32 protein-coding genes are annotated in these 24,031 nt (G+C 33.7%); 11 read left to right on the top strand and 21 right to left on the bottom strand.

The annotated features are described in order from the left end of the window. Window positions 1-143 precede the first annotated feature (143 nt). Complete coding sequence (locus IEV63_RS02350) at window positions 144-1,730, bottom strand: peptide chain release factor 3 (protein ID WP_188405145.1); 1,587 nt, start codon at window positions 1,728-1,730, stop codon at window positions 144-146. A gap of 549 nt (window positions 1,731-2,279) precedes the next feature. Here IEV63_RS02350 and IEV63_RS02345 point away from each other — a divergent pair. From IEV63_RS02345 to IEV63_RS02300, 10 genes are all read left to right on the top strand, one after another. After that, on the top strand, window positions 2,280-2,636 hold the full coding sequence (locus IEV63_RS02345; RefSeq protein ID WP_188405144.1) for a DoxX family protein: 357 nt from the start codon (window positions 2,280-2,282) through the stop codon (window positions 2,634-2,636). A gap of 1 nt (window position 2,637) precedes the next feature. Further along, a complete protein-coding gene (locus IEV63_RS02340; protein ID WP_188405143.1) occupies window positions 2,638-3,222 on the top strand; it encodes an alpha-ketoglutarate-dependent dioxygenase AlkB family protein in 585 nt (194 codons plus the stop codon). Next, window positions 3,222-3,509, top strand: coding sequence for a TIGR03643 family protein (locus IEV63_RS02335; RefSeq protein WP_188405195.1), 288 nt, complete (start codon window positions 3,222-3,224; stop codon window positions 3,507-3,509). The genes IEV63_RS02340 and IEV63_RS02335 overlap by 1 nt, the downstream gene beginning before the upstream one ends. Window positions 3,510-3,912: 403 nt before the next feature. Next, window positions 3,913-5,694, top strand: a complete 1,782-nt coding sequence (locus IEV63_RS02330; RefSeq protein WP_188405142.1) for an AMP-dependent synthetase/ligase — start codon at window positions 3,913-3,915, stop codon at window positions 5,692-5,694. Window positions 5,695-5,799: 105 nt separating this feature from the next. After that, window positions 5,800-6,342 carry a DUF1599 domain-containing protein gene (locus IEV63_RS02325; protein WP_188405141.1) on the top strand — a complete coding sequence of 181 codons (543 nt, stop codon included), beginning with the start codon at window positions 5,800-5,802 and terminating at the stop codon, window positions 6,340-6,342. A gap of 4 nt (window positions 6,343-6,346) precedes the next feature. Then, window positions 6,347-7,444 carry a BT_3928 family protein gene (locus IEV63_RS02320; RefSeq protein ID WP_188405140.1) on the top strand — a complete coding sequence of 366 codons (1,098 nt, stop codon included), beginning with the start codon at window positions 6,347-6,349 and terminating at the stop codon, window positions 7,442-7,444. Window positions 7,445-7,450: 6 nt separating this feature from the next. Beyond that, window positions 7,451-8,521: an ABC transporter permease gene (locus IEV63_RS02315; RefSeq protein WP_188405139.1), complete on the top strand. Its 1,071-nt coding sequence runs from the start codon at window positions 7,451-7,453 to the stop codon at window positions 8,519-8,521. A gap of 11 nt (window positions 8,522-8,532) precedes the next feature. Further along, window positions 8,533-9,285 (top strand): triose-phosphate isomerase, encoded by a 753-nt coding sequence (gene tpiA, locus IEV63_RS02310; protein ID WP_188405138.1) that lies wholly within the window; start codon window positions 8,533-8,535, stop codon window positions 9,283-9,285. Further along, on the top strand, window positions 9,286-10,116 hold the full coding sequence (gene prmA / locus IEV63_RS02305) for a 50S ribosomal protein L11 methyltransferase (RefSeq protein WP_188405137.1): 831 nt from the start codon (window positions 9,286-9,288) through the stop codon (window positions 10,114-10,116). Between the two features lie 35 nt (window positions 10,117-10,151). Further along, window positions 10,152-10,427, top strand: a complete 276-nt coding sequence (locus IEV63_RS02300) for an ATP-dependent Clp protease adaptor ClpS (RefSeq protein ID WP_188405136.1) — start codon at window positions 10,152-10,154, stop codon at window positions 10,425-10,427. Window positions 10,428-10,495: 68 nt separating this feature from the next. On the opposite strand, the gene azu is transcribed toward IEV63_RS02300, so the two are convergent. The 3 genes from azu to eno form a co-directional block, all read right to left on the bottom strand. Beyond that, window positions 10,496-11,026, bottom strand: coding sequence for an azurin (gene azu / locus IEV63_RS02295; RefSeq protein ID WP_188405135.1), 531 nt, complete (start codon window positions 11,024-11,026; stop codon window positions 10,496-10,498). A gap of 22 nt (window positions 11,027-11,048) precedes the next feature. Continuing rightward, window positions 11,049-12,329, bottom strand: coding sequence for a citrate synthase (locus IEV63_RS02290; RefSeq protein ID WP_188405134.1), 1,281 nt, complete (start codon window positions 12,327-12,329; stop codon window positions 11,049-11,051). Between the two features lie 155 nt (window positions 12,330-12,484). Continuing rightward, window positions 12,485-13,777: a phosphopyruvate hydratase gene (gene eno / locus IEV63_RS02285; RefSeq protein ID WP_188405133.1), complete on the bottom strand. Its 1,293-nt coding sequence runs from the start codon at window positions 13,775-13,777 to the stop codon at window positions 12,485-12,487. 388 nt (window positions 13,778-14,165) lie between these two features. On the opposite strand from eno, the gene IEV63_RS02280 reads away from it, so the two are divergent. Further along, complete coding sequence (locus tag IEV63_RS02280; RefSeq protein WP_188405132.1) at window positions 14,166-14,678, top strand: fasciclin domain-containing protein; 513 nt, start codon at window positions 14,166-14,168, stop codon at window positions 14,676-14,678. A gap of 159 nt (window positions 14,679-14,837) precedes the next feature. Here IEV63_RS02280 and carA read toward each other — a convergent pair whose 3' ends face one another. From carA to rplE, 17 genes are all read right to left on the bottom strand, one after another. Further along, window positions 14,838-15,950 carry a glutamine-hydrolyzing carbamoyl-phosphate synthase small subunit gene (gene carA / locus IEV63_RS02275; protein WP_188405131.1) on the bottom strand — a complete coding sequence of 371 codons (1,113 nt, stop codon included), beginning with the start codon at window positions 15,948-15,950 and terminating at the stop codon, window positions 14,838-14,840. A 69-nt stretch (window positions 15,951-16,019) separates the two neighbouring features. Further along, complete coding sequence (rplQ, locus tag IEV63_RS02270) at window positions 16,020-16,508, bottom strand: 50S ribosomal protein L17 (protein WP_188405130.1); 489 nt, start codon at window positions 16,506-16,508, stop codon at window positions 16,020-16,022. Between the two features lie 24 nt (window positions 16,509-16,532). Continuing rightward, window positions 16,533-17,525 carry a DNA-directed RNA polymerase subunit alpha gene (locus IEV63_RS02265; RefSeq protein WP_188405129.1) on the bottom strand — a complete coding sequence of 331 codons (993 nt, stop codon included), beginning with the start codon at window positions 17,523-17,525 and terminating at the stop codon, window positions 16,533-16,535. Between the two features lie 21 nt (window positions 17,526-17,546). Then, window positions 17,547-18,152 carry a 30S ribosomal protein S4 gene (rpsD, locus tag IEV63_RS02260; RefSeq protein WP_188405128.1) on the bottom strand — a complete coding sequence of 202 codons (606 nt, stop codon included), beginning with the start codon at window positions 18,150-18,152 and terminating at the stop codon, window positions 17,547-17,549. 54 nt (window positions 18,153-18,206) lie between these two features. After that, window positions 18,207-18,590 carry a 30S ribosomal protein S11 gene (rpsK, locus tag IEV63_RS02255; RefSeq protein WP_188405127.1) on the bottom strand — a complete coding sequence of 128 codons (384 nt, stop codon included), beginning with the start codon at window positions 18,588-18,590 and terminating at the stop codon, window positions 18,207-18,209. A gap of 8 nt (window positions 18,591-18,598) precedes the next feature. After that, window positions 18,599-18,973 (bottom strand): 30S ribosomal protein S13, encoded by a 375-nt coding sequence (gene rpsM, locus IEV63_RS02250; RefSeq protein WP_188405126.1) that lies wholly within the window; start codon window positions 18,971-18,973, stop codon window positions 18,599-18,601. A 2-nt stretch (window positions 18,974-18,975) separates the two neighbouring features. Next, window positions 18,976-19,092 (bottom strand): type B 50S ribosomal protein L36, encoded by a 117-nt coding sequence (ykgO, locus tag IEV63_RS02245; RefSeq protein WP_015361145.1) that lies wholly within the window; start codon window positions 19,090-19,092, stop codon window positions 18,976-18,978. Between the two features lie 4 nt (window positions 19,093-19,096). After that, window positions 19,097-19,312 carry a translation initiation factor IF-1 gene (gene infA, locus IEV63_RS02240; protein WP_166400606.1) on the bottom strand — a complete coding sequence of 72 codons (216 nt, stop codon included), beginning with the start codon at window positions 19,310-19,312 and terminating at the stop codon, window positions 19,097-19,099. Between the two features lie 2 nt (window positions 19,313-19,314). After that, a complete protein-coding gene (gene secY / locus IEV63_RS02235) occupies window positions 19,315-20,655 on the bottom strand; it encodes a preprotein translocase subunit SecY (protein ID WP_188405125.1) in 1,341 nt (446 codons plus the stop codon). 11 nt (window positions 20,656-20,666) lie between these two features. Continuing rightward, window positions 20,667-21,119 (bottom strand): 50S ribosomal protein L15, encoded by a 453-nt coding sequence (gene rplO, locus IEV63_RS02230; RefSeq protein ID WP_188405124.1) that lies wholly within the window; start codon window positions 21,117-21,119, stop codon window positions 20,667-20,669. Window positions 21,120-21,131: 12 nt separating this feature from the next. Beyond that, complete coding sequence (gene rpmD, locus IEV63_RS02225) at window positions 21,132-21,311, bottom strand: 50S ribosomal protein L30 (RefSeq protein WP_188405123.1); 180 nt, start codon at window positions 21,309-21,311, stop codon at window positions 21,132-21,134. Between the two features lie 13 nt (window positions 21,312-21,324). Beyond that, entirely contained in the window at window positions 21,325-21,849 is a 525-nt protein-coding gene (rpsE, locus tag IEV63_RS02220) for a 30S ribosomal protein S5 (protein ID WP_188405122.1), read from the bottom strand. 3 nt (window positions 21,850-21,852) lie between these two features. Then, complete coding sequence (gene rplR / locus IEV63_RS02215) at window positions 21,853-22,209, bottom strand: 50S ribosomal protein L18 (protein ID WP_188405121.1); 357 nt, start codon at window positions 22,207-22,209, stop codon at window positions 21,853-21,855. Window positions 22,210-22,221: 12 nt separating this feature from the next. Then, window positions 22,222-22,764 (bottom strand): 50S ribosomal protein L6, encoded by a 543-nt coding sequence (rplF, locus tag IEV63_RS02210; protein ID WP_188405120.1) that lies wholly within the window; start codon window positions 22,762-22,764, stop codon window positions 22,222-22,224. Window positions 22,765-22,784: 20 nt separating this feature from the next. Beyond that, window positions 22,785-23,183 carry a 30S ribosomal protein S8 gene (rpsH, locus tag IEV63_RS02205; RefSeq protein ID WP_188405119.1) on the bottom strand — a complete coding sequence of 133 codons (399 nt, stop codon included), beginning with the start codon at window positions 23,181-23,183 and terminating at the stop codon, window positions 22,785-22,787. 25 nt (window positions 23,184-23,208) lie between these two features. Then, window positions 23,209-23,478 carry a 30S ribosomal protein S14 gene (gene rpsN / locus IEV63_RS02200; RefSeq protein WP_188405118.1) on the bottom strand — a complete coding sequence of 90 codons (270 nt, stop codon included), beginning with the start codon at window positions 23,476-23,478 and terminating at the stop codon, window positions 23,209-23,211. 1 nt (window position 23,479) lies between these two features. Beyond that, window positions 23,480-24,031 carry a 50S ribosomal protein L5 gene (gene rplE / locus IEV63_RS02195; protein ID WP_188405117.1) on the bottom strand — a complete coding sequence of 184 codons (552 nt, stop codon included), beginning with the start codon at window positions 24,029-24,031 and terminating at the stop codon, window positions 23,480-23,482.

The raw sequence follows: 24,031 nt of genomic DNA, 5'->3' as shown, positions 1-24,031 counted from the left end.
AAAATCCCGTAAAGTTTGAAGTTAGAAAAACACAAGCAACAAAGCGACCAAAGGAAGCTCTTGTTGTGCTGATGTTTTGCTTGCTGAAAACTGCGGAATTGAAACGGAAAGCAGGTTCTTGGCTTCTAAAAAATCGAGAAAAATTAAAATTCTGATGTAAAGTGAAAATGTATATTTGGATATTTCTGTTGCGTCATTTGTAAGGAAAAAGACGAATCTGCTAAAAATACCAATTGACCCTGCTTATCTGTAGCCAGGTATTTAGATTTTACGCGTTTAAAATCAGCAAACTCTTGGCTTTTTGGGTCTTTGGGTTCTATCCAACAGGCTTTGTGCACGTTGATGTTTTCGTAAGAACATTTGGCTCCATATTCGTGTTCGAGGCGATACTGAATTACTTCGTATTGCAAGGCGCCAACTGTACCAATAATTTTTCTTCCGTTGAGCTCTAGTGTAAACAACTGCGCGACACCTTCGTCCATTAGCTGTTCTATACCTTTGTACAATTGCTTGCTTTTCATCGGGTCGGCATTGTTAATGTACCTAAAATGCTCTGGCGAAAAATTGGGAATTCCGCGGTAGTTGAGTTGTTCACCTTCGGTGAGTGTATCGCCAATTTTGAAGTTTCCAGTATCGTGTAATCCCACAATATCACCGGGATACATTTCGTCTACCACTTGTTTTTTTTCTGCAAAAAAAGCGTTTGGGCTAGAGAATTTTAAATTTTTTCCGTGGCGGACGTGCAAATAGGGTTTATTGCGTTCAAATTTTCCTGAGACTACTTTTACAAAGGCAAGTCGATCGCGGTGTTTGGGATCCATATTGGCGTGAATCTTAAATACAAAGCCTGTAAATTTATCTTCGTCAGGTTTAACCAATCGGATATCGCTTTCTTTGGTTCGTGGAGATGGAGCAATTTCTACAAAGCAATCGAGTAGTTCGCGTACGCCAAAATTATTTAAAGCAGAGCCGAAAAAAACAGGTTGTAAATTTCCATTTACGTATTCATCTTTGCTAAAATCAGGATAAACGCCTTGAGTGAGTTCTAGTTCTTCTCTAAGATTTTCGGCAGCATCTGTTCCAATTAAATCGTCTAATTCTGGTGTAGATAAATCGCTGATTTCTACAGTTTCTTCAATATCTTTTTTTGGGTCGCCCGTAAATAAGTTTACATTGCTTTCCCAAATATTATAAATTCCTTTAAAATCGTACCCCATTCCTATTGGAAAGCTTAATGGCGTAACTTTTAAACGTAATTTTTGTTCAATTTCATCTAGCAATTCGAATGCATCTTTCCCTTCTCGATCTAATTTATTAACAAAAACGATCATTGGTATTTTACGCATTCTACAAACTTCTACTAACTTTTCGGTTTGTTCTTCGACTCCTTTGGCAACATCAATTACAACAATTACGCTATCTACCGCAGTAAGTGTTCTAAACGTATCTTCTGCAAAATCTTTGTGACCAGGTGTGTCGAGAATATTTATTTTGATGTTTTTATATTCGAAACCCAAGACCGAAGTAGCTACCGAAATGCCACGTTGACGTTCAATTTCCATAAAGTCACTGGTAGCTCCTTTTTTAATTTTATTGCTTTTTACGGCACCAGCTTCGTTAATAGCTCCACCAAAAAGCAGTAGTTTTTCAGTTAAAGTAGTTTTACCCGCATCAGGGTGAGATACAATTCCGAAGGTTCTTCTTCGGTTAATTTCTTGCTTAAATTTCATGGCTGTAAAGGTACTATATCAATTTGAAAATGGGTCAATTTGTAGATTTGAAAATATGCAAATTTAAAAATAAGCCTATTTAAAAATATAGCAATTTGGAAATGTAAGAATGGGCTAATTTAGCAATTTGAAAATGACTTGATTTGATGATTTGAAAATTTGAAAATATGCTAGCAAGAATACTCAAACTTAGTGCTGCATTTCCCATCCCTAAAGGGTGCGCATCTTTGAGGTAAATTTTAGTTCAGCATAAAAATAGATATGTTTTATTTTTAAATTAAGGTATTTGGTTAGAATGTTTTGTTTTCTCCCTTTAGAGCTAGGAGCAAAAAAACAAAGAGATTTGAAAAACATAACAATATTTCAATTTAAAAATCTTAAAAACGGTAAACTCTAATCAGGGAAGCTCGAATTGCTAATATCTACTAGCCAAAAGCTCTCTCCCAATTCAAAATTTAGAATTTAGAATTGAAAATTTAAAACTAATTTTTCAGGTTAATGTTTTTACAAAAAAACATACTTCAATTATAACATTAGTAATTTAGCATTATGACAGAAGATTGGGGTTTAAACAGCATGGCTATAATGTATATTTTTGCTGGTATAATGCATTTTATTAAGCCAAAAGCATATCTGCGGGTAATGCCAAGATTTTTACCGTCACATAAAACACTTGTGTTTTTAAGTGGAATTGCAGAAATAATTTTAGGAGCTGCTTTGTTTTTTAAAGAAGTTAGAAATGTGGCTATCATCGGAATTGTATTGATGTTGCTTGTTTTTTTATTGGTACACTTTAATATGTTACGTGGTAAAAAAGAAGCGGCAGGAATACCAAAATGGATATTAATTTTACGCATACCTTTACAATTTGCATTGATTTGGTGGGCGCTATATTATTGGGTATAAAATGAATAAAGAAGTATATAACTTACCTGATGCGCAATTGGTTTTTTATCCTAATTTTTTTGAAACAAATGAAGCAAATAAATTTTTTAAATACTTAGAAAAAAACATTCCTTGGCAACATGATCAAATTAAAGTGTTTGGAAAAATATACGACCAACCTCGACTAACGGCTTTATATGCAACAAATAATAAGCCGTATTCGTACTCTAACATCACGATGTACCCACATGTATTTGAAGGAGAATTACTAAAAATAAAAGAAAAAATTGAAAAAGTGAGTCAGTTAGAATTTACCACTTGTTTATTAAATTTATACAGAAACGGAAAAGACAGTAATGGTTGGCATGCCGATGATGAAAAAGAATTGGGGAAATTTCCACAGATTGCATCGGTGAGCTTTGGGGTAACTCGGAAATTTAAAATGCGAAGGAAAGACCATCACAAAGAAAAATTCGAATTGAATTTAAGTCATGGGAGTTTGCTATTAATGTTGGGCAAAACACAAGCATTTTGGCAACATCAAATTCCTAAAACCAAAAAAGAAATCAACGAACGAATAAATTTAACTTTTAGAATTATTGAATGATGGATAACTACAAAGAAAAATTTACTGAACGAGAAATCGACCGTATTATTGAAATGGCTTGGGAAGACCGTACTCCTTTTGGAGCTATAGAATTTCAATTTGGCGTAAAAGAAGCCGACGTAATCAAAATTATGCGTTTGGAAATGAAAGCCTCCAGTTTCAGAATGTGGCGCAAACGCGTACAAGGCCGAAAAACAAAACACCGCAAACTCAGAAATGATGATGTAAATGGTTTTAGATGCTCTAGGCAACGGCATATTACTGGTAATAAAATTTCTAAACGGTAAATTTTGGATTAATGATTTGAAAATTGCTGATTTTGGATTGTTGATTTTATGATTTTTGGTTGTATAATTTACACTTAATCTACTCATTTTTTATGTTGTATAAAATGCACAAAATTGTTAATTTCAAAAAACAAAAAACACTATTGTTTACTGTAGAAAGCAATATTCTTAATGACAAATTAAAGACTTTGGAACTGCAGACTTCAGATTATTGATTATAGATTTCAGATTGTAGATTTCAGAAATCGCATATCGGAAATCACCTATCAGAATTCAGCAAATCGAAAATCATAAATCTGAAATAGTAAGTCGATAAAGTCCATAATTCTTATTTAACAAGACAATAAAATATTGAAAATCTGAAAAATATTCTTATTTTGCAAGGTAAATCAACATTGAAAAGATGACGACAATTAAAAGACTATTCGATTTTCCTAAATATCAACTGGAAAAATATAATTTAGAAGCAGCTTTAGTAACCAAATACGATGGCCAATGGAAAGCAACAAGCGCTAAAGATTTTGTAGATAAAGCCAACAAAATAAGTCGGGGTTTATTGGAATTAGGTGTGCAGCCTAACGATAAAATCGCCATTATTTCAACTAACAATCGTACCGAATGGAACATTGTAGATATTGGCGTTATGCAACTTGGAGCGCAAGATGTGCCTATTTATCCAACTATTTCGGAAGACGATTATCAATATGTGTTAAACCATAGCGAATCGAAATATTGTTTTGTCTCCGATCAAGAAGTGTACGATAAAGTAATGGCGATTAAAGACCAAGTGCCCAGTTTAAAAGATGTTTATTCTTTTGATGATATCGAAGGCGCTAAAAGCTGGAGGGAAGTTTTAAAATTAGGAGAAAGCGATGTACGCCAAGCCGAAGTTGAAACTTTAATGAGCAAAGTAGACGAAAACGATTTAGCAACTTTAATTTACACTTCGGGAACCACTGGTAGACCCAAAGGTGTAATGTTATCGCACAAAAATATTAGCAGTAATGCCATTCACAGTTCTACGCGTTTGCCTCTCCACGAAGGCCAAGCCAAAGCTTTGAGTTTTTTACCCGTTTGCCATATTTACGAACGCATGCTACAGTACATGTATATGTATAATGGCGTGAGTGTTTATTTTGCTGAAAGTATCGAAACCATAAGCGATAATCTTAAAGAAATAAAACCCGATGTAATGTCTGCTGTGCCAAGACTTCTTGAAAAGGTTTACGATAAAATTATTGCCAAAGGAGCTGATTTAACAGGCATTAAAAAGAATTTATTTTTCTGGGCTGTAGAGCTCGGTTTAAAATACGAACCCTATGGACAAAATGGAGCCTGGTACGAATTTAAATTAAAAATAGCGCGTAAATTAATCTTCAGTAAATGGCAAGAAGCACTTGGCGGTAACTTAAAAGTTATTGCTTCTGGAAGTGCAGCTTTACAATCTAGATTAGCACGCGTTTTCAATGCTGCCGATATACGTGTAATGGAAGGTTATGGATTAACTGAAACTTCTCCAGTAGTTGCCGTAAACGACTTACGAAACAATGGCTTTAAGATTGGAACCGTTGGTAAACCCATTCCTGAAACGCAAGTAAAAATTGCAGAAGATGGCGAAATACTTGTAAGAGGTCCACAAGTAATGATTGGTTATTACAAAAACAAAGAAAAAACAGACGAAGTTATAAAAAACGAATACTTCCACACAGGCGACATTGGTGAAGTAGACAGTGAAGGCTTCCTGCGTATAACCGATCGTAAAAAAGAAATGTTTAAAACATCTGGCGGTAAATACATTGCTCCGCAAGTAATCGAAAACATGATGAAGCAATCGCGTTTTATAGAGCAAATTATGGTTATTGGCGATGGAGAAAAAATGCCAGCTGCACTAATTCAGCCTAATTTTGAATTTATTGAAGAATGGACAAAACGAAAAAACATCAGCTATTCAAATCATGAAGACTTAGTAAACAAATCAGAATTAATCGATAGGATACAAGAAGAAGTAGACTTCCACAACCAAAAATTTGGTAAATGGGAAAAAATTAAAAAATTTGAACTCACCAAAGACATTTGGTCGGTTGAAGATGGACACCTCACCCCTACTATGAAAATAAAAAGAAGAGAAATTAAAGCAAAATATATAGATCTGTACGAAAAGATATACGGACATAGACCGAACTAATCCTTAAAATCCTGAATCGACAAATTCAGGATTTTTTTTGAAATAAAGTCTACTTGTTTGTAAAGCAATTTATTTTAAACGAAATTTGTTTTTTATGAACAAAGTATGGAAAAAACTATTAATCAATACGATAAAGTAATTGAAGTCTGCAGTCAACTTTTTGCTAAAAAACTAAAAGACTATGGTTGTGCTTGGCGAATATTGAGATTACCTTCGTTAACCGATCAGATTTTTATTAAAGCACAACGCTTAAGAAGCATTCAACAAAAGAAAACACAAAAAGTGGCTGATGACACCAACGGAGAGTTTATCGGTATTATTAATTATTCCATCATGGCTTTAATTCAATTGGAGCTGGGCATAGCCGAGCAGCCTGACTTAGATACCAAAAAAGCAATGGAACTTTTCGAAAAACACAGTCGGAAAACCAAAAACCTTATGCTTAACAAAAATCACGATTATGGTGAAGCTTGGCGAGACATGCGCATAAGTTCATTAACCGATTTAATTTTGCAAAAACTTCTGCGCGTAAAACAAATTGAAGACAACCAAGGTAAAACTGAAGTAAGTGAAGGCGTTGATGCCAATTATCAAGATATGATTAACTACGCTGTTTTCGCCCTAATTTTAATCGAAGAAAAAAAGTAATAATATGAAAAATGCAATTGTACAATTTGCCAGAATATTTGTTGGAGTACTATTCATTTTTAGTGGATTTATTAAGCTAAACGACCCAATTGGCTTTTCCTACAAACTAGAAGAATACTTTGGCGAAGGTGTCTTAAATTTAGAATTCTTAATTCCGCATGCTTTATTACTAGCTTTATTTATTGTTATTTACGAAATGCTTCTCGGAGTAACTTTACTATTAGGTATTGCCAAAAAAGTAACCAATTGGAGTTTACTACTTATGATTGTGTTCTTTACTTTTCTCACGTTTTATTCAGCTTACTTCAATAAAGTAACCGATTGTGGTTGTTTTGGCGATGCCATTCCGTTAACTCCATGGCAATCTTTTTATAAGGATGTTATTTTATTGATTTTGATATTAATTTTATTCTTCAATCAAAAACTAATTAAGCCGTTATTTTCTGAGAAGCTAAATTGGGGCTTATTTGGAGTTATTTTTATTTTCAGTTTTTGGTTTGGAAATTATGTATTGAATCACTTGCCGTACTTCGATTTTAGAGCTTATAAAATCAGTACAAATATTCCAGAAAATATGAAAATACCAGAAGATGCACCACAAGCCGAATACCGATACGATTGGAAATTCAACATCAATGGTGAAGAAGAAGTTATAAGCAACCAAGGAAGCTATCCAGAAATTGCAGGTGAATTTATTGAAGTGAATACGGTTTTAGTAGATGAAGGCTTTGTACCTAAAATTAAAGATTTTGGTTTTTATAAAAAAGGAGAAGACTACACAGAAGAAATTTTAAGTGAACCTAAACTGCTTGTTATTTCTGCTTATAATTTAAGCAAAAGCGAAAATGATGCTTGGCAAAATATTCAAAAAGTAATTGAGAAAGCTGAACAAAAAAACTTTAAAGTAATTGGTTTATCGGCTTCTGGAGATGAAGCTATTCAAAAGCTTCAAAAAGAACATAATATCCAAATTCCGTTTTATTTTACCGATGAAACTGCCATAAAAACCATCGTTCGTTCAAATCCAGGTATCTTGATTATAGAAGATGCGGTAATCAAACAAAAATGGCATTGGAATGATAGTGACCAGACCAAATTATAATATTTAATGCCGATAATTCAGAAAATAGCCTACGCTTTATTCACCTTATTTGGGGTAGTTAGTGTAATATTTTTTTTATTCACTGTTTTACCCGGCGACCCGGCGCAAATGATGTTGGGACAAAACCAAAGTAAAACACAAATTGAAAACATCAACGCCAAATATGGGTTCGATGAATCACTAGGAAAACAATATGTACTGTATTTAAACGATTTATCTCCGTTGTCATTTCACAGTACAAAAGCTTCAGATTTTACTTCTTTAGCTTCAGGAAAATATAGAGCTCAATCGCTAGTTTGTACAGCTTCAACTTGCCTTGTATTAAAATTTCCACACTTACGCGAATCCTTTCAAAAAAATGGAAAATCGGTAAACAGTGTTATTTCAGAAACACTTCCCAATACCGCTATTTTAGCTATTTCAGCAATAAGCTTAGCCTTGCTATTTGGTATATTTTTAGGCATAATTTCGGCGGTAAATAAAGGTGGAATTTTAGACAATTGCATTCAAGTATTATCAACCTTGGGAATGAGTGTTCCTTCGTTTTTTAGCGCCATTCTTTTTGCTTGGCTTTTTGCCTTTGTATTACAAAAATATACTGGTTTAAACATGAGTGGAAACTTATACGAGCTAGACGATTACGGTGAGCAAAATCAATTAGTGTTGAAAAATTTAATTTTACCAGCCGTGGTTTTGGGTATTCGGCCTTTAGCAGTGGTAAGCCAATTAATGCGCAATGCTTTATTAGAAATTATGCATCAAGATTATATCCGGACTGCTAAAGCCAAAGGACTGAGCAATTATCAAATAATTAAAAACCACGCCCTTAAAAATGCCTTAAACCCAGTAGTTACTGCTATTTCAGGATGGTTTGCGTCGATGTTAGCTGGTGCTGTTTTTGTAGAATATATATTTGGCTGGAATGGCTTAGGAAAAGAAATTGTAGATGCCTTAAATGCCTTAGATTTACCAATTATAATGGGAGCTGTTTTGATGATTGCCTTTTTATTTATTTGCATCAATATATTGGTAGACTTAATTCATGCTTACCTTGACCCGAAATTAAAACTAAACTAAATTATATACATATGAGAAGTAAAATTGTAGCTGGAAACTGGAAAATGAATTGTGATCTTTCTGAAACCAAAGTGCTTTTAGAAGGACTTACAGGGAAAATTAAAGCGAATAATCAAAACAAAGTGGTAGTTGCTCCACCTTTTACCAACTTACATTATGCATTTGAAAGTTTAAAAAACACAAACATTTCAGTAGCTGCTCAAAATATCAATGAAAATGAATCTGGAGCCCATACAGGAGAAATTTCGGCTAAAATGTTAAAAGGCGTTGGTGTAGAATATGTTATAATTGGTCATAGCGAACGTCGAGCGATATACAAAGAAAGCGATGAAACTTTAGCAGCTAAAACCAACCAAGCGGTAAAAGAAGATTTTCAAGTCATGTTTTGCGTAGGAGAAGAATTAGCAAGCCGTAAAGCAGGAAAGCATTTTGATGTGGTAAAAACACAATTAGAAAAGGGACTTTTTCAATTATCTGCCAGCGAAATGCAAAACATAATTATAGCCTACGAACCAGTTTGGGCAATTGGTACAGGAGAAACTGCAAGTCCAGAGCAAGCGCAAGAAATGCATGCATTTATACGAAGTTTATTAGCTGAAAAATACAACAACGGAGTAGCAAAAAATACGAGTATTTTATATGGTGGTAGTGTAAAACCAAATAATGCTAAAGAAATTTTTGGAAAAGCTGATGTAGATGGTGGTTTAATTGGTGGAGCTTCACTTAAAGCAGAAGATTTTTTAGCCATTATTGATAGTTTATAAATGAATTATATTGCTTATCATTTTCATATTTTGCCAAAAGAACCTTTTACCGATATTCTGTTAGCAGAATTAAGTTTGTTCAATTTTGAATCTTTTGAAGAAACTGAAGAAGGTTTATCGGCCTATGTGCAAGAAGAACTAGATGAAGAAGGTTTTGAAAACAAAATTGAACTTTTTAAAAATGAAAAAGTTCAAATTAACTTTCAAAGAGAAAAAGTAGAAACCATTAATTGGAATGAAGAATGGGAGAAAAATTTTTCTCCTATTGAAGTTGGTAGTCAATGTATGGTTAGAGCACCTTTCCATAAGAAAAAAGAAGTTGAATTTGATATTGTTATCGAACCCAAAATGTCTTTTGGCACTGGTCATCATGCCACCACTTTCCAAATGATTCGGTTGATTTTAGAAGATGACTGGACCAATAAAAAAGTGTTGGACATGGGTTGTGGCACTGGTGTTCTGGGTATTTTAGCGAATATGAAGGGAGCCAAAGAAGTTATTTATATTGATATTGACAATTGGTGTATAGAAAACACCACTGAAAATTTAGAACGTAACTGCGTTAGCGGAAAAGTAATTTTAGGTGGCGCAGAACAAATCGACACTAAATTTGATGTTATCCTTGCCAACATTAATCGAAATATCTTAATTGAAGATATGGCTACTTATGCTAAATTTTTAAAGCAAGATGGTGCCATTTTTTTCAGTGGATTTTATAAAAAAGATTTGCCTATCATTCAAAATGAAGCTAACAAGCACAAGCTTACTTTTATTAAAAATCTAGAAAAAGAAAATTGGATAGCTGCTAAATTTGTTAAAGCAATTATCTAGAAAAGCTATATTTTATATTTTTGCAACAAAAAAGCATGGGATACAAAGAGCAAGTATATGAAGAAGTAGAAGTTGCTGAGCAAATAGATAAGGAACATGAGCTAATTGTACATAATGATGAAGTTAATACTTTTGATCATGTAATTGAAACGCTAATTCAAGTTTGCGATCATTCTCCAACTCAAGCAGAACAATGCACCATTTTAATTCATTATAAAGGCAAATGTGGGGTAAAAACGGGAAGTTTTGAAGATTTGCGAGAGCGTTGCATAAAAATATTAGATGCTGGCATTTCAGCCGAAGTTATATAAGTAATAAGCATAAATTAAAAAAGCCGATTTCAATTGAAATCGGCTTTTTTAATTTGATTTAGTTAGAATTAATTCACAATAAACTTCCCTTTCATTAAAGCAACATGACCTGGAAAAGAGCAAATAAAATCATACTCACCTTTTTCAGTCGGAGCAGTGAATTTTAAGACTGTAGATTCACCACCACCAAGCATTTCGGTATGTACAATTACTTCATAAGTATCTTGTGGAATGTAGTCGTTATCTACTGCACCAGCTGCTTTTTCACCAAAAGCCATGATATCTGTTCCTTTTTTAAGTAGCACAAAATTATGTCCCATAGCTTGCTTAGACATTTCACCTACGTGTTTAAATGTAAGTTCCACTTCGGCACCAGCTTTAGCTCTTAAACGTTTTTTATTGTACTTCATTTGGTCATTACCTTCTAAAGAAAGCTGAATTACTCCATTTTCTTCTTCTGTACTTTCTGTACTTTTTTCATCTTTAACTTCGGTTTCATTCCCACCGATAGTCATTTTTGAATCTTCCTTTTTTTCAGCTTCGCCACCACAAGCTATTAGTGAAAGTGATAGTAAGCTTAATATTGCAATCTTTTTCATATTTATTTTTATTTAATTTCAATTATCTTTTATTCGCTTCAACAAATGGTCGGTGTGTTTTACCTGTATACACTTGTCTTGGTCGACCGATTGGTTCTTTTTGTAAACGCATTTCTCTCCATTGAGCAATCCAGCCTGGTAATCTTCCCAAAGCAAACATTACAGTAAACATATCTGTTGGGATTCCTAATGCTCTATAAATAATACCTGAATAAAAATCAACGTTTGGATAAAGTTTTCTATCTACAAAATATTGGTCTTCTAGAGCTTCTTTTTCAAGACCTTTAGCTATATCTAATACAGGGTCTTCAATGCCTAAGCTTCCTAAGACATCATCTGCAGATTTTTTAATAATTTTAGCTCTTGGGTCGAAATTTTTATACACACGGTGTCCAAAGCCCATCAATCTGAAGCTATCATTTTTATCTTTTGCTTTAGCCATATATTTTTTAGTATCGCCTCCGTCTTCTTTAATACCTTCAAGCATTTCGATAACAGCTTGGTTTGCGCCTCCATGAAGGGGACCCCAAAGTGCAGATATACCCGCAGATATAGATGCAAATAAACCAGCATGGGAAGAACCTACAATACGAACTGTTGAAGCTGAGCAGTTTTGTTCATGATCTGCATGCAAAATTAAGAGCTTGTTAAGTGCAGATGAAACCACAGGATTAACTTTGTAATCTTGGTTTGCTTTTTTAAACATCATTTTTAACACGTTGTCTACATAACTTAAAGATGAATCGCCATAATCTAAAGGTTGTCCGGTTCTTTTACGTAAAGCCCAAGCACATAATACTGGAAATTTAGCGAGTATTTTTATAATTGCATTGTACATATCTTCTTCAGAATCGACATTTACTGAAGATGGATTAAATGCAATTAAAGCATTAGTTAAGGAAGAAACAACTCCCATAGGATGGGCAGATTTCGGAAATCCATCTAGAATTTTTTTCATTTCTTCATCAACGTGCGATTCTTCTTTTATATCTGCGTAAAATTTGTCAAGTTGGGTAGTATTTGGCAACTCTCCGAATATTAACAAATATGCAACTTCGAGAAAGCTTGCATTTTCGGCAAGTTCTTCAATGGCATAACCGCGGTAACGTAAAATTCCTTTCTCACCGTCTAAAAAGGTTACGGCACTTTCGCAAGAACCAGTATTTTTAAAGCCTCTATCCAATGTAATTAAACCTCCGGTAGAAGCTCTTAATTTAGAGATATCTATTGCATTTTCGTTTTCTGTACCTGTTACAACAGGAAGTTCATATTTTTTTCCTTCAAACTCAATTGATGCATTCATATATTTACTGTATTATGTGTTAAAATTGATTTTTACAAATTTACAAAAAGCAGTGTTAATTACAGGTTAATACCTTAATAAACAAAGCGGCAAGAAGCATAACTTTATGTTAATTACTCCTTGCCGCTTTTTACAAAAAAAAATTAGTCTATAATTTAAAACTTTATCTTAAAAGCTTTCTTTCCTAAAAATATGGCTTGGTCGCCTAATTCTTCTTCAATTCTTAATAATTGATTGTATTTCGCCATACGATCACTTCGTGATGCTGATCCTGTTTTAATTTGTCCTGTTTCTAAAGCTACAGCTAAATCTGCAATAGTATTGTCTTCCGTTTCTCCAGAACGATGAGAAATAACAGCAGTAAATCCTGCATTATGTGCCATATTTACAGCATTAATAGTTTCTGTAAGAGTACCGATTTGGTTTACTTTTACTAAAATAGAATTTGAAATTCCTTCCTTAACACCACGTGCCAATCGTTCAACATTAGTTACAAACAAATCATCTCCAACCAATTGTACTTTATCTCCAATTTTATCTGTCAAGATTTTCCATCCATTCCAATCGTTTTCATCCATTCCATCTTCAATAGAAATAATTGGGTATTTTGAAGCTAGTTCAGCTAAATATTCAGCTTGTTCTTCAGATGTTCGCACTTTTCCATTTTCACCTTCAAATTTGGCATAATTATATTTACCATCTTCAAAAAATTCTGCAGCCGCACAATCTAAGGCAATAAAAATATCTTCACCAAAAACATAACCTGCATTTTCAACAGCTTTTTGAATGGATTCGATAGCGTCTTCTGTTCCATCAAGTTTTGGAGCAAAGCCACCTTCATCTCCAACCGATGTGGTTAAGCCTCTTTTTTGTAAAACTTTTTTAAGGTGGTGGAAAATTTCTGTACCCATTTTTAAAGCTTCTGTAAAGTTATTAGCCGAAACTGGCATAATCATAAACTCTTGAAATGCAATAGGCGCATCACTATGCGAACCACCGTTAATAATATTCATCATTGGTAAAGGCAAAACGTTAGAACTTACACCACCGATGTATCTGTATAATGGCAAGCCTAACTCTTCAGCGGCTGCTTTAGCACATGCAATTGAAACACCTAAAATTGCATTAGCTCCTAATTTAGCTTTGTTAGGCGTTCCATCTAAATCTATAAGTAATTGATCTATTTCTGACTGTTCAAGCACTGAGAAACCTAATAATTTATCAGCTATTAAATTATTAACATTATCTACCGCCTTCAAAACTCCTTTACCGTGATAATCATCTCCTCCATCTCTTAACTCAACCGCTTCGTGCTCTCCAGTTGAAGCTCCAGAAGGAACAGCAAATCTGCCTAAGGCACCTGAATCGGTTAAAACATCAACTTCAATGGTTGGGTTTCCTCTCGAATCGAATATTTGTCTAGCATGTACGTCTAAAATTGAACTCATTTTTGTGTATTTAAAATTTACTGCAAAATAATCTATTCTTAGGACAATTAAAAAATATGCATTGATAAATTAATAACTATAACGTTAGAGAAATCAAATATTTACATTATACACTTCTCTTTATTGTGAAATAACATAAGCTAGATTATTTGTTTATCCTATTTGAAATAATTACGATAATTTGATGAAAAAATTTTGTTGAAAAGAGGTAAATAATGAACTGTTGAATAAAAAATTAATTCATCGATACTTATAATTGATTAAGATATAAATAAAAATATTGTTTAAGATTAAACGTTTTAATACTGCAAGTTAAAAAAGTTAAGTATCTACTAATTTTAATTTTTAGACTAAAAACTTGTTGAAATTTGAATAAAATATTTATATCATGAAAATACAAAAATTACTATTAGTTGCAATTACGTTAGTAACTTCCTTAGGGTTTAGTCAGAATAAGGATGTGGTCGATGTTGCTATTGGCTCAGAAGATCATACTACATTAGTAGCTGCGGTAAAAGCTGCAGATCTTGTTGAAACTTTAAAATCTGATGGACCATTTACAGTATTTGCTCCTACAAATACTGCGTTTACAAACTTACCTGATGGCACAGTAGATTATTTATTGAAAGCTGAAAATAAATCTAAACTACAAATGGTGCTTACTTATCATGTAGTTGCAGGAAAATTGACTGCAAAAGATGTTATTGCTGCCGTTGAAAAAGGTGGCGGCACAGCAGAAGTAAAAACTGTTCAAGGTGCTAGTCTAAGTATTATGCTAAAAGATGGAAAAGTTGTAGTTAAAGATGCAAATGGCGGTCTTTCTACAGTAACTGTTTCTGATCTTGAAGCTTCAAATGGAGTTATCCATATAGTTGATTCTGTTTTATTACCAACATGGTAATTTTAAATACTTAAATTTAATAAAAAAAGCCGTTTAAATAAAACGGCTTTTTTTATTACTCTTACTCACAGTATTTACTGAAAATTAAAAAATATATAAACAGAATATTTTATGTGCATTTCAAATTATATACCAATCATCGGAATAAACTAATTGAGATTAATTAGCCATTAGTTTAATGAAGTCATCAAATAAATAAGTGGCATCGTTTGGGCCGGGACCAGCTTCTGGATGATATTGAACACAAAAACATTTTTTATTCTTAACCCGAAAGCCAGCAATAGAGTCATCATTAAGATGCTTATGCGTAATTTGAATAAGTTCACTTTTTTCGGCTGCTTCTTTTGCTACGACAAAGCCGTGATTTTGAGAAGTAATTTCACCTTTACCAGTTTCTAAATTAAGAACTGGGTGATTTATACCGCGATGACCATGATGCATCTTTTCAGTGGGAATATCTAAAGCCAATGAAATAATTTGTTGTCCTAAGCAAATACCAAACATAGGAAAATTAGTCTCGATAGCTTTTTTAGCCACATTTATAGCATTTTTTAAGGGTGTTGGATCACCCGGGCCATTTGAAATAAACAAAGCATCAGGATTATAGTTTTGTAAATCTTCGAAAGTAGAATCCCAAGGAAAAACTTTTAATGAACATTTTCTGTTTTTTAAATGTCTTAAAATATTATGTTTTACTCCTAAATCTAAAACTGCAACTTTATAAAGGTCAGACTCATCACTTAACTCATATACTTTTTTAGTAGAAACTTGATTGGCTAAGGCAAGTCCATTCATAGAAGGCTGCTTAGCTAATTCAGATTTTAATTCATCAATCTTGTGCACATCAGTAGAGATAACAGCATTCATAGCACCATGCTCACGTATATGTTCAACTAGTGCTCGTGTGTCTACATCGCAAATAATAAGCAAGTTAGTTTCACTTAAAAAGTCGTGAAGGCTTTTATCCATATTAACCCGAGATGGATTAAAGGAAAAGTTTTTACAAACAAGACCAGCAATTTTTGGTGATGATGATTCTGACTCTTCACTATTTGTACCATAATTACCAATATGTGCATTGGTTGTAATCATAATCTGTCCAAAATAAGATGGATCTGTAAATATTTCTTGGTATCCAGTCATGCCAGTGTTAAAACAAGCTTCACCAAAACTAGTAGTAGTACTAATAGAACTTGCATTAGGAGATTTGCCATAAAAAACACTTCCATCTTCTAACAGAACTAAGGCATCTTTTTTTTGTTGATATTTCATAAGTATAAGATATAAAAAAAGGGATAAGCCTAAAGCCTATCCCTTATCAATTAGATTATATTAAAAATATTAGTCTTCTTTTTTCTCATTATCTTGAGATTCTTTATTGTCTTGAGCAACTGGCTCAGTAGATTTAGCTTTTTTACCAGCTCTACGAGTAGACTTTTTCTTTGTAGAACCAGCTTTTGGGTCGTAAATTTCGTTAAAATCTACCAATTCTACCATTGCCATTTCAGCATTATCACCTAAACGATTACCTAACTTGATAATTCTTAAGTATCCACCTGGTCTATCGCCTACTTTAGCAGCAACATCTCTAAATAAAGTAATAATAGCTTCTTTACTTCTTAATTTAGCAAATGCTAAACGACGATTGTGTGTAGTATCTTCTTTAGATTTGGTAATTAAAGGTTCAACAAACACACGTAAAGCTTTTGCTTTAGCTAAAGTGGTATTAATTCTCTTATGTTCAATTAAAGAGCAAGCCATGTTTGCAAGCATGGATTTGCGGTGAGCAGTCTTGCGTCCTAAATGATTAATTTTTTTTCTGTGTCTCATTTTTCTGTGTTTTTAGACTCCAAATTAGTCTTTATCCAATTTATATTTTGATAAATCCATACCAAAATCTAGCCCCTTATTAGCAACAAGCTCTTCTAATTCTGTAAGCGATTTCTTTCCAAAGTTTCTAAACTTCATCAAATCATTTTTATTATAAGAAACTAGGTCACCAAGAGTGTCTACTTCTGCAGCTTTCAAACAGTTAAGTGCTCTAACAGACAAATCTAAATCAACCAATTTAGTTTTAAGTAACTGTCTCATGTGCAACGACTCTTCATCGTAAGTTTCGACTTGCGATAATTCGTCTGTTTCCAATGTAATACGTTCATCAGAAAACAACATGAAGTGATGTATTAATGTCTTAGCTGCTTCAGTTAAAGCGTCTTTAGGATGAATAGAACCGTCCGATTGTATTTCGAAAACTAATTTTTCGTAATCGGTTTTTTGTTCAACTCTAAAGTTCTCTATGCTATATTTTACATTTTTTATAGGTGTAAAAACGGCATCGGTAAATATTGTTCCAATAGGTGCTTTTTCAACTTTATTTTCTTCAGCAGGGACATAACCTCTACCTTTTTCGATAGATAATTCCATGTTTAAAGAAACATCTTTGTTCATATTACAAAGCACTAGCTCTGGGTTTAAAACTTCAAAACCATTAATAAATTTTTGAAGATCTCCAGCTTTCAACTGATTAGCTCCAGATACTGAAACTGAGACAGCTTCATTATCAAGATCTTCAAGTTGCTTTTTAAAACGTATCTGTTTTAGGTTTAGAATTATTTCGGTAACATCTTCAACAACACCAGGAATGGTGGAAAATTCATGTTCTACGCCTTCAAAACGTACAGATGTAATTGCAAAGCCTTCTAAAGCTGATAACAACACTCTTCGTAAGGCGTTACCAACTGTTAAACCATAACCCGGCTCTAAAGGTCTAAATTCGAAGATTCCTTCGAACTCAGTTGACTCAATCATAATTACCTTATCCGGTTTCTGAAAATTAAATAATGCCATAATTTGAATTCTGCTTGTTAATTATTTCGAATACAATTCTACGATGTACTGCTCATTGATGTTTTCTGGAATTTGTGAACGCTCAGGCGTATTCACTAAAGTACCTTCTTTTTTCTCAGAATTCCAAGACATCCACTCATAAACCGATTTATTGTTTTGAAGTGATTCTTCTATTACTAGTAAAGACTTAGACTTTTCTCTAACTCCTACTACATCTCCAGGCTTAACTTGATAAGATGGGATATTAACTAATTCACCATTAACTGTAATGTGTTTATGTGAAACTAGTTGTCTAGCTGAGCTTCTTGTAGGAGCAACGCCAAGTCTATAAACTATGTTATCAAGCCTAGACTCACATAATTGAAGTAATACTTCACCAGTAATGCCAGAAGCTCTAGTAGCTTTTTTAAACATATTTCTGAATTGACGCTCTAAAATACCGTAAGTATATTTAGCTTTTTGCTTTTCCATTAATTGGACAGCATATTCAGATTTTTTTCCTCTTCTACGATTGTTTCCGTGTTGTCCAGGAGGGTAATTCCTTTTTTCGAAAGACTTATCATCTCCGAAGATAGCTTCGCCAAATTTACGAGCTATTTTAGTTTTGGGACCAGTATATCTTGCCATTCTATTTGATTTGTGATTATGAATTAAGGTCTATTCCTTCGATAATCGTATTAATTAAACTCTTCTACGTTTAGGTGGTCTACACCCATTGTGTGGTAAAGGAGTTACATCGATAATTTCTGTAACATCTATGCCTGCATTATGAATTGCTCTAATAGCAGACTCTCTTCCATTTCCAGGACCTTTAACGTACACTTTTACTTTTTTTAAACCTAATTCTGAAGCTACTTTACATGCATCTTCTGCTGCTAATTGAGCTGCGTAAGGTGTATTTTTTTTACTACCTCTAAACCCCATTTTTCCAGCTGAAGACCAAGAAATAACATCTCCATTCTTATTAGATAAAGAAACGATGATGTTATTAAAGGAAGCTGAAACATGAGCTTCTCCAAAAGCATCAACAATTACTTTACGTTTTTTGTTAGTTGACTTAGCCATACTTAAAATTATTTAGTTACCTTTTTCTTGTTGGCAACAGTTTTACGTCTTCCCTTACGGGTTCTTGAATTATTTTTTGTGCGCTGACCTCGAAGTGGTAAACTAGACCTGTGTCTAATTCCACGGTAGCATCCAATATCCATAAGACGCTTAATATTCATTGAAACTTCAGATCTCAATTCACCTTCAATTGTATACTCTCCAACAGCATCACGGATTTTTCCGATTTGATCGTCATTCCAATCAGATACTTTGGTACTTTCATCTACTTTGGCTGTTGCTAAAATCTTTTTAGCGGTACTTCTGCCAATTCCGAAGATATAGGTTAAAGCTATAACTCCTCGCTTTTGTTTTGGTATGTCTACACCTGCAATTCTTGCCATAATTAGCCTTGTCTTTGTTTGAATTTGGGATTCTTTTTATTGATTACATAAAGGCGACCTTTTCGTCGTACAATTTTGCAATCAGCACTTCTCTTTTTTATTGATGCTCTAACTTTCATATTATTAATATCTATAGGTTATACGAGCCTTAGTTAAGTCGTAAGGACTCATTTCTAATTTAACTTTATCTCCTGGAAGTAATTTAATATAATGCATACGCATTTTTCCAGAGATGTGCGCGGTCACAATATGACCATTTTCTAATTCTACACGAAACATAGCATTAGATAATGCTTCAATAATTGTCCCGTCTTGCTCTATCGATGGTTGTTTTGCCATAATTATGCTACTGCTTTTCTATTTTTACCAGATTTCATTAAACCGTCGTAGTGTCTATTTAATAAATATGAATTTACTTGCTGAATAGTATCAATCGCAACACCAACCATAATTAGTAAAGATGTACCCCCAAAAAACAAACCCCATCCTTGTTGAACTCCTAATAAGGAAACTATTATTGCTGGAAAAATAGCAATAACGGCAAGGAAAATGGAACCAGGCAAAGTAATTTGAGACATAATTTTATCTAAATATTCAGAAGTTTCTGTACCTGGACGAATACCAGGGATAAATCCACCACTACGTTTTAAGTCGTCAGCCATTTTATTGGTTGGAACTGTAATTGCCGTGTAAAAATAAGTAAAAACTATGATAAGCAAAGCAAAAACAAGATTATACCAAAAACCAAACATGTCGTTAAACGCGGCTGTAATTCCTTGAGCAGCTTCAGATTCGGATAAACCAGCTACTGCAGCGGGTACGAACATAATTGCCTGCGCAAAGATAATTGGCATTACACCCGAAGCATTTAAACGAAGTGGAATAAACTGCCTTGCACCTGCAAAAGAGCTTTTTTCATATTTACCTGACGCATTTTTACGTGCATACTGTACTGGTATTTTTCGAACAGCCATAACTAACATAACAGATGCTAATATGATAAGGAACCAAATAACTAATTCAATTAGAATCATAATAAGACCTCCATTAGATTGAAAAACTCTAGATGCAAATTCTTGTACAAAAGATTGAGGCAAAGTTGCGATAATTCCAACCATAATAAGTAATGATATACCATTACCAATACCTCGATCAGTTATCTTTTCACCAAGCCACATTGCGAATATACATCCGGTTGTTAAAATAATAACCGATGAAGCTACAAAAGCAACTGAGTCTTGCATTACAAAAGCAGCTGAAGGTAGGATATTATATAAATTATAGATATATCCTGGGCCTTGAACTAAAGTTATACCAATAGTCAACCATCTAGTTATCTGCGTGATTTTTTTTCTACCGCTCTCGCCTTCTTTCTGAAGCTTTTGTAAATACGGAATTGCAATTGTCATTAATTGAACTACAATTGAAGCAGATATGTAAGGCATAATACCCAAAGCAAATACAGATGCATTAGAAAAAGCACCTCCCGTAAAAGCATTTAAAAGCCCTAGTAATCCACCATCTGTTTGTTCAGACAATTTGGCTAATTGAGCTGTATCAATACCTGGTAGAACAACTTGTGCACCAAAACGATAAACTAACAATAAACCTAAAGTTAATAGGATTCTATTTCTTAGATCATCGATTTTCCAGATATTTTGTATTGTTTCAAAAAACTTCATGCAGAATGGATTTATAGAGTTATTGCTTCACCACCAGCAGCTTCAATAGCAGCTTTTGCAGATTTTGTAAATTTATGGGCGCTAACTTTGAGTTTTGCTGTTAATTTACCACGACCCAATATTTTCACAAGATCCTTCTTTTTAACAACACCTAAATCGAAGAGTTGGTTGAAATCTAAAGTATCTTTAACTCCTTTTTCGTCAACCAAGGACTGAAGTATATCAAGGTTTACACCTTTATACTCAACCCTATTTGGGTTTGTAAAGCCGAATTTAGGAACTCTACGTTGTAATGGCATCTGCCCACCTTCAAATCCAATTTTCTTTGAATAACCAGAACGCGATTTCGCACCTTTATGTCCTCTACCAGCTGTACCTCCAGAACCCGAAGCTTCACCACGACCTAATCGTTTGCTTTGAGACTTAACGGAACCTTCTGCAGGTTTTAAATTATGTAATTCCATTTTAAGTGTATTTTATATTTCTTCTACAGAAACTAAATGTTTAACTTTTGCTACCATTCCTAAGATGTTAGGAGTATCAGAATGTTCAACAGACTGACCTATTTTTTTCAAACCTAGAGCTTCAAGAGTTTTCTTTTGACGTCCTGGTTTTTTGATAGCACTCTTTACTTTTGTAACTTTTATTTTTGCCATGCTAATTTGCTGTTTATCCGTTAAATAATTTATCAAGGCTAATACCACGTTGTTGAGCAACAGTCTGTGCACTCCTTAATTGAAGTAATGCATCAAAAGTTGCTTTTACCACGTTGTGTGGGTTAGAAGATCCTTGATTTTTAGAAAGTACGTCGTGTACTCCAACAGATTCAAGAACAACACGAGCAGGTCCACCAGCAATAACACCTGTACCAGGAGATGCAGGAAGTAACAATACTCTAGCACCACCATATTTACCTAATTGCTCGTGCGGCAAAGTTCCTTTATGCAAAGGAATTCGTACTAAGTTTTTCTTAGCATCTTCAACAGCTTTTGAAATAGCATCAGCAACTTCTTTAGATTTACCTAAACCCTGACCTACAACACCATTCTCGTCTCCTACAACAACAATAGCAGAAAATCCAAAAGCTCTACCACCTTTTGTTACTTTAGTAACACGCTGAACACCTACCAAACGATCTTTAAGATCTAATCCACCAGGTTTTACAATTTCTACGTTTTTATAATCTTGATACATACTTTAAAATTTTAAACCGCCCTCGCGAGCACCTTCTGCTAATGATTTAACTCTACCGTGATATAAATAACCACCTCTATCGAAAGAGACCTTATCTACTCCTAATTTCAATGCTTTTTCAGCTAAAGTTTTGCCAACCAGTTTAGATTGTTCTACCTTATTGAGTTCTTCTGCTTCTTTGCCTAAGTGAAATGATGAAACAGAAGCAATTGTTTTACCGCTAACATCATCAATTAACTGAGCATAAATAGATTTATTGCTTCTGTAAACCGATAATCTCGGTCTTGAAGCATCACCAGAAATTGTTCTTCTGATGCGCTTTCTTATTTTTAATCTTCTTTTTTGTTTAGAAAATGCCATAATTATTCTTTATTAAGCTGATTTACCTGCTTTTCTTCTGATATACTCACCTACATACTTAATACCTTTTCCTTTATAAGGTTCTGGCTTTCTATATGATCGGATTTTAGCTGCTACTTGAGAAACCAATTGTTTATCAAATGAAGAAAGCTTTATAATTGGATTTTTTCCTTTTTCTGAAACTGTTTCGATTTTAACTTCGGGAGCCAATTCCATTACAATATTATGCGAAAAACCAATTGCAATATCTAATTTCTGACCTTGATTAGTTGCTCTATAACCAACACCAACCAATTCTAGTTCTTTTGTAAATCCTTTTGAAACACCTTCTACCATGTTATTGATAAGTGCACGATACAAACCATGTTTAGATTTGATGTTTTTCTTATCGGTATTGCGTTCAAGAATAACTTCATTTTCTTCTAAGCGAATATCAATATCGCTAAATTCTTGTTGAAGCTCCCCTAATTTACCCTTCACAGTAACCGTGTTGTCTTTCACCGTAACTGTTACTCCTTCGGGAATGCTTACTGGACTATTTCCAATTCTTGACATTTTATTTAGTCTTTAATTATTTAATAAATATAACAAAGCACCTCTCCACCTACATTCTCTTTACGCGCTTGCTTGTCTGTCATTACGCCTTTAGATGTAGATACGATAGCTATTCCAAGACCATTTAAGATTCTTGGTAACTCATCAGTTGGTGAGTACTTACGTAAACCAGATTTACTGATACGTTGAAGTGCTTTAATGACTGGGTCGTTAGTGTGCTTATCGTATTTAAGTGCTATTTTTATTGTTCCTTGTTTATTGTCATCAATAAACTTATAACTTAAGATGTAACCTTGATCAAACAAGATTTTTGTCATCTCCTTTTTTAAATTCGATGCAGGAATTTCAACAACTCTATGAGATGCAGCTACTGCATTTCTTATACGTGTTAAATAATCTGCTACAGGATCTATATTCATTTGTATTCCTTTTACGTTAATGTAATTACCAACTGGCTTTTTTTACTCCAGGTATTAAACCTTTATTAGCCATTTCTCTGAACATTACACGAGATAGTCCAAACTGACGCATGTAACCTTTAGGTCTTCCAGTTAATTTACAACGGTTGTGCATTCTAACTGGTGAAGCGTTTTTAGGCAATTTTTGCAAAGCTTCATAATCGCCAGCTTCTTTAAGAACTTTTCTTTTCTCTTCGTATTTTTCAACTGTTTTTGCACGTTTAACTTCACGTGCTTTCATTGATTCTTTAGCCATATTATTTCTTTTTAAAAGGTAAACCCAATTCTGTTAATAATGATTTAGCCTCTTTATCAGTTTCAGCTGAAGTTACAAATGTAACATCCATTCCTGTAATTCTATTTACCTTATCTATATTGATTTCAGGAAAAATAATCTGTTCAGTAATACCTAAATTATAGTTCCCTCTTCCGTCAAAACCAGTAGCTTTAATACCACTGAAATCTCTAACTCTCGGCAAGGCCGAAGTTACTAATCTATCTAAAAATTCATACATACGCTCACCACGTAGAGTAACCATTACACCGATAGGCATTCCTTTTCTTAATTTAAAGGAAGCTACATCCTTTTTAGATTTTGTAGCAACAGCCTTTTGTCCTGTAATCATGGTTAACTCTTCTACTGCATAATCGATTAATTTTTTATCAGCGATGGCTTCACCAACACCTTTACTAATTACGATTTTTTGCAACTTAGGAGCTTGCATATTATTCTTATAACCAAATTCTTCAACTAAAGCTGGAAGTACTTTTTGGCTATATTCTTCTTTAAGTCTTGGTACGTAACTCAT

Source organism: Psychroflexus salis (assembly GCF_014640175.1).
In the GTDB taxonomy this organism is placed as follows: domain Bacteria; phylum Bacteroidota; class Bacteroidia; order Flavobacteriales; family Flavobacteriaceae; genus Psychroflexus; species Psychroflexus salis.
This window is presented reverse-complemented; position numbering and strand designations above follow the sequence as displayed.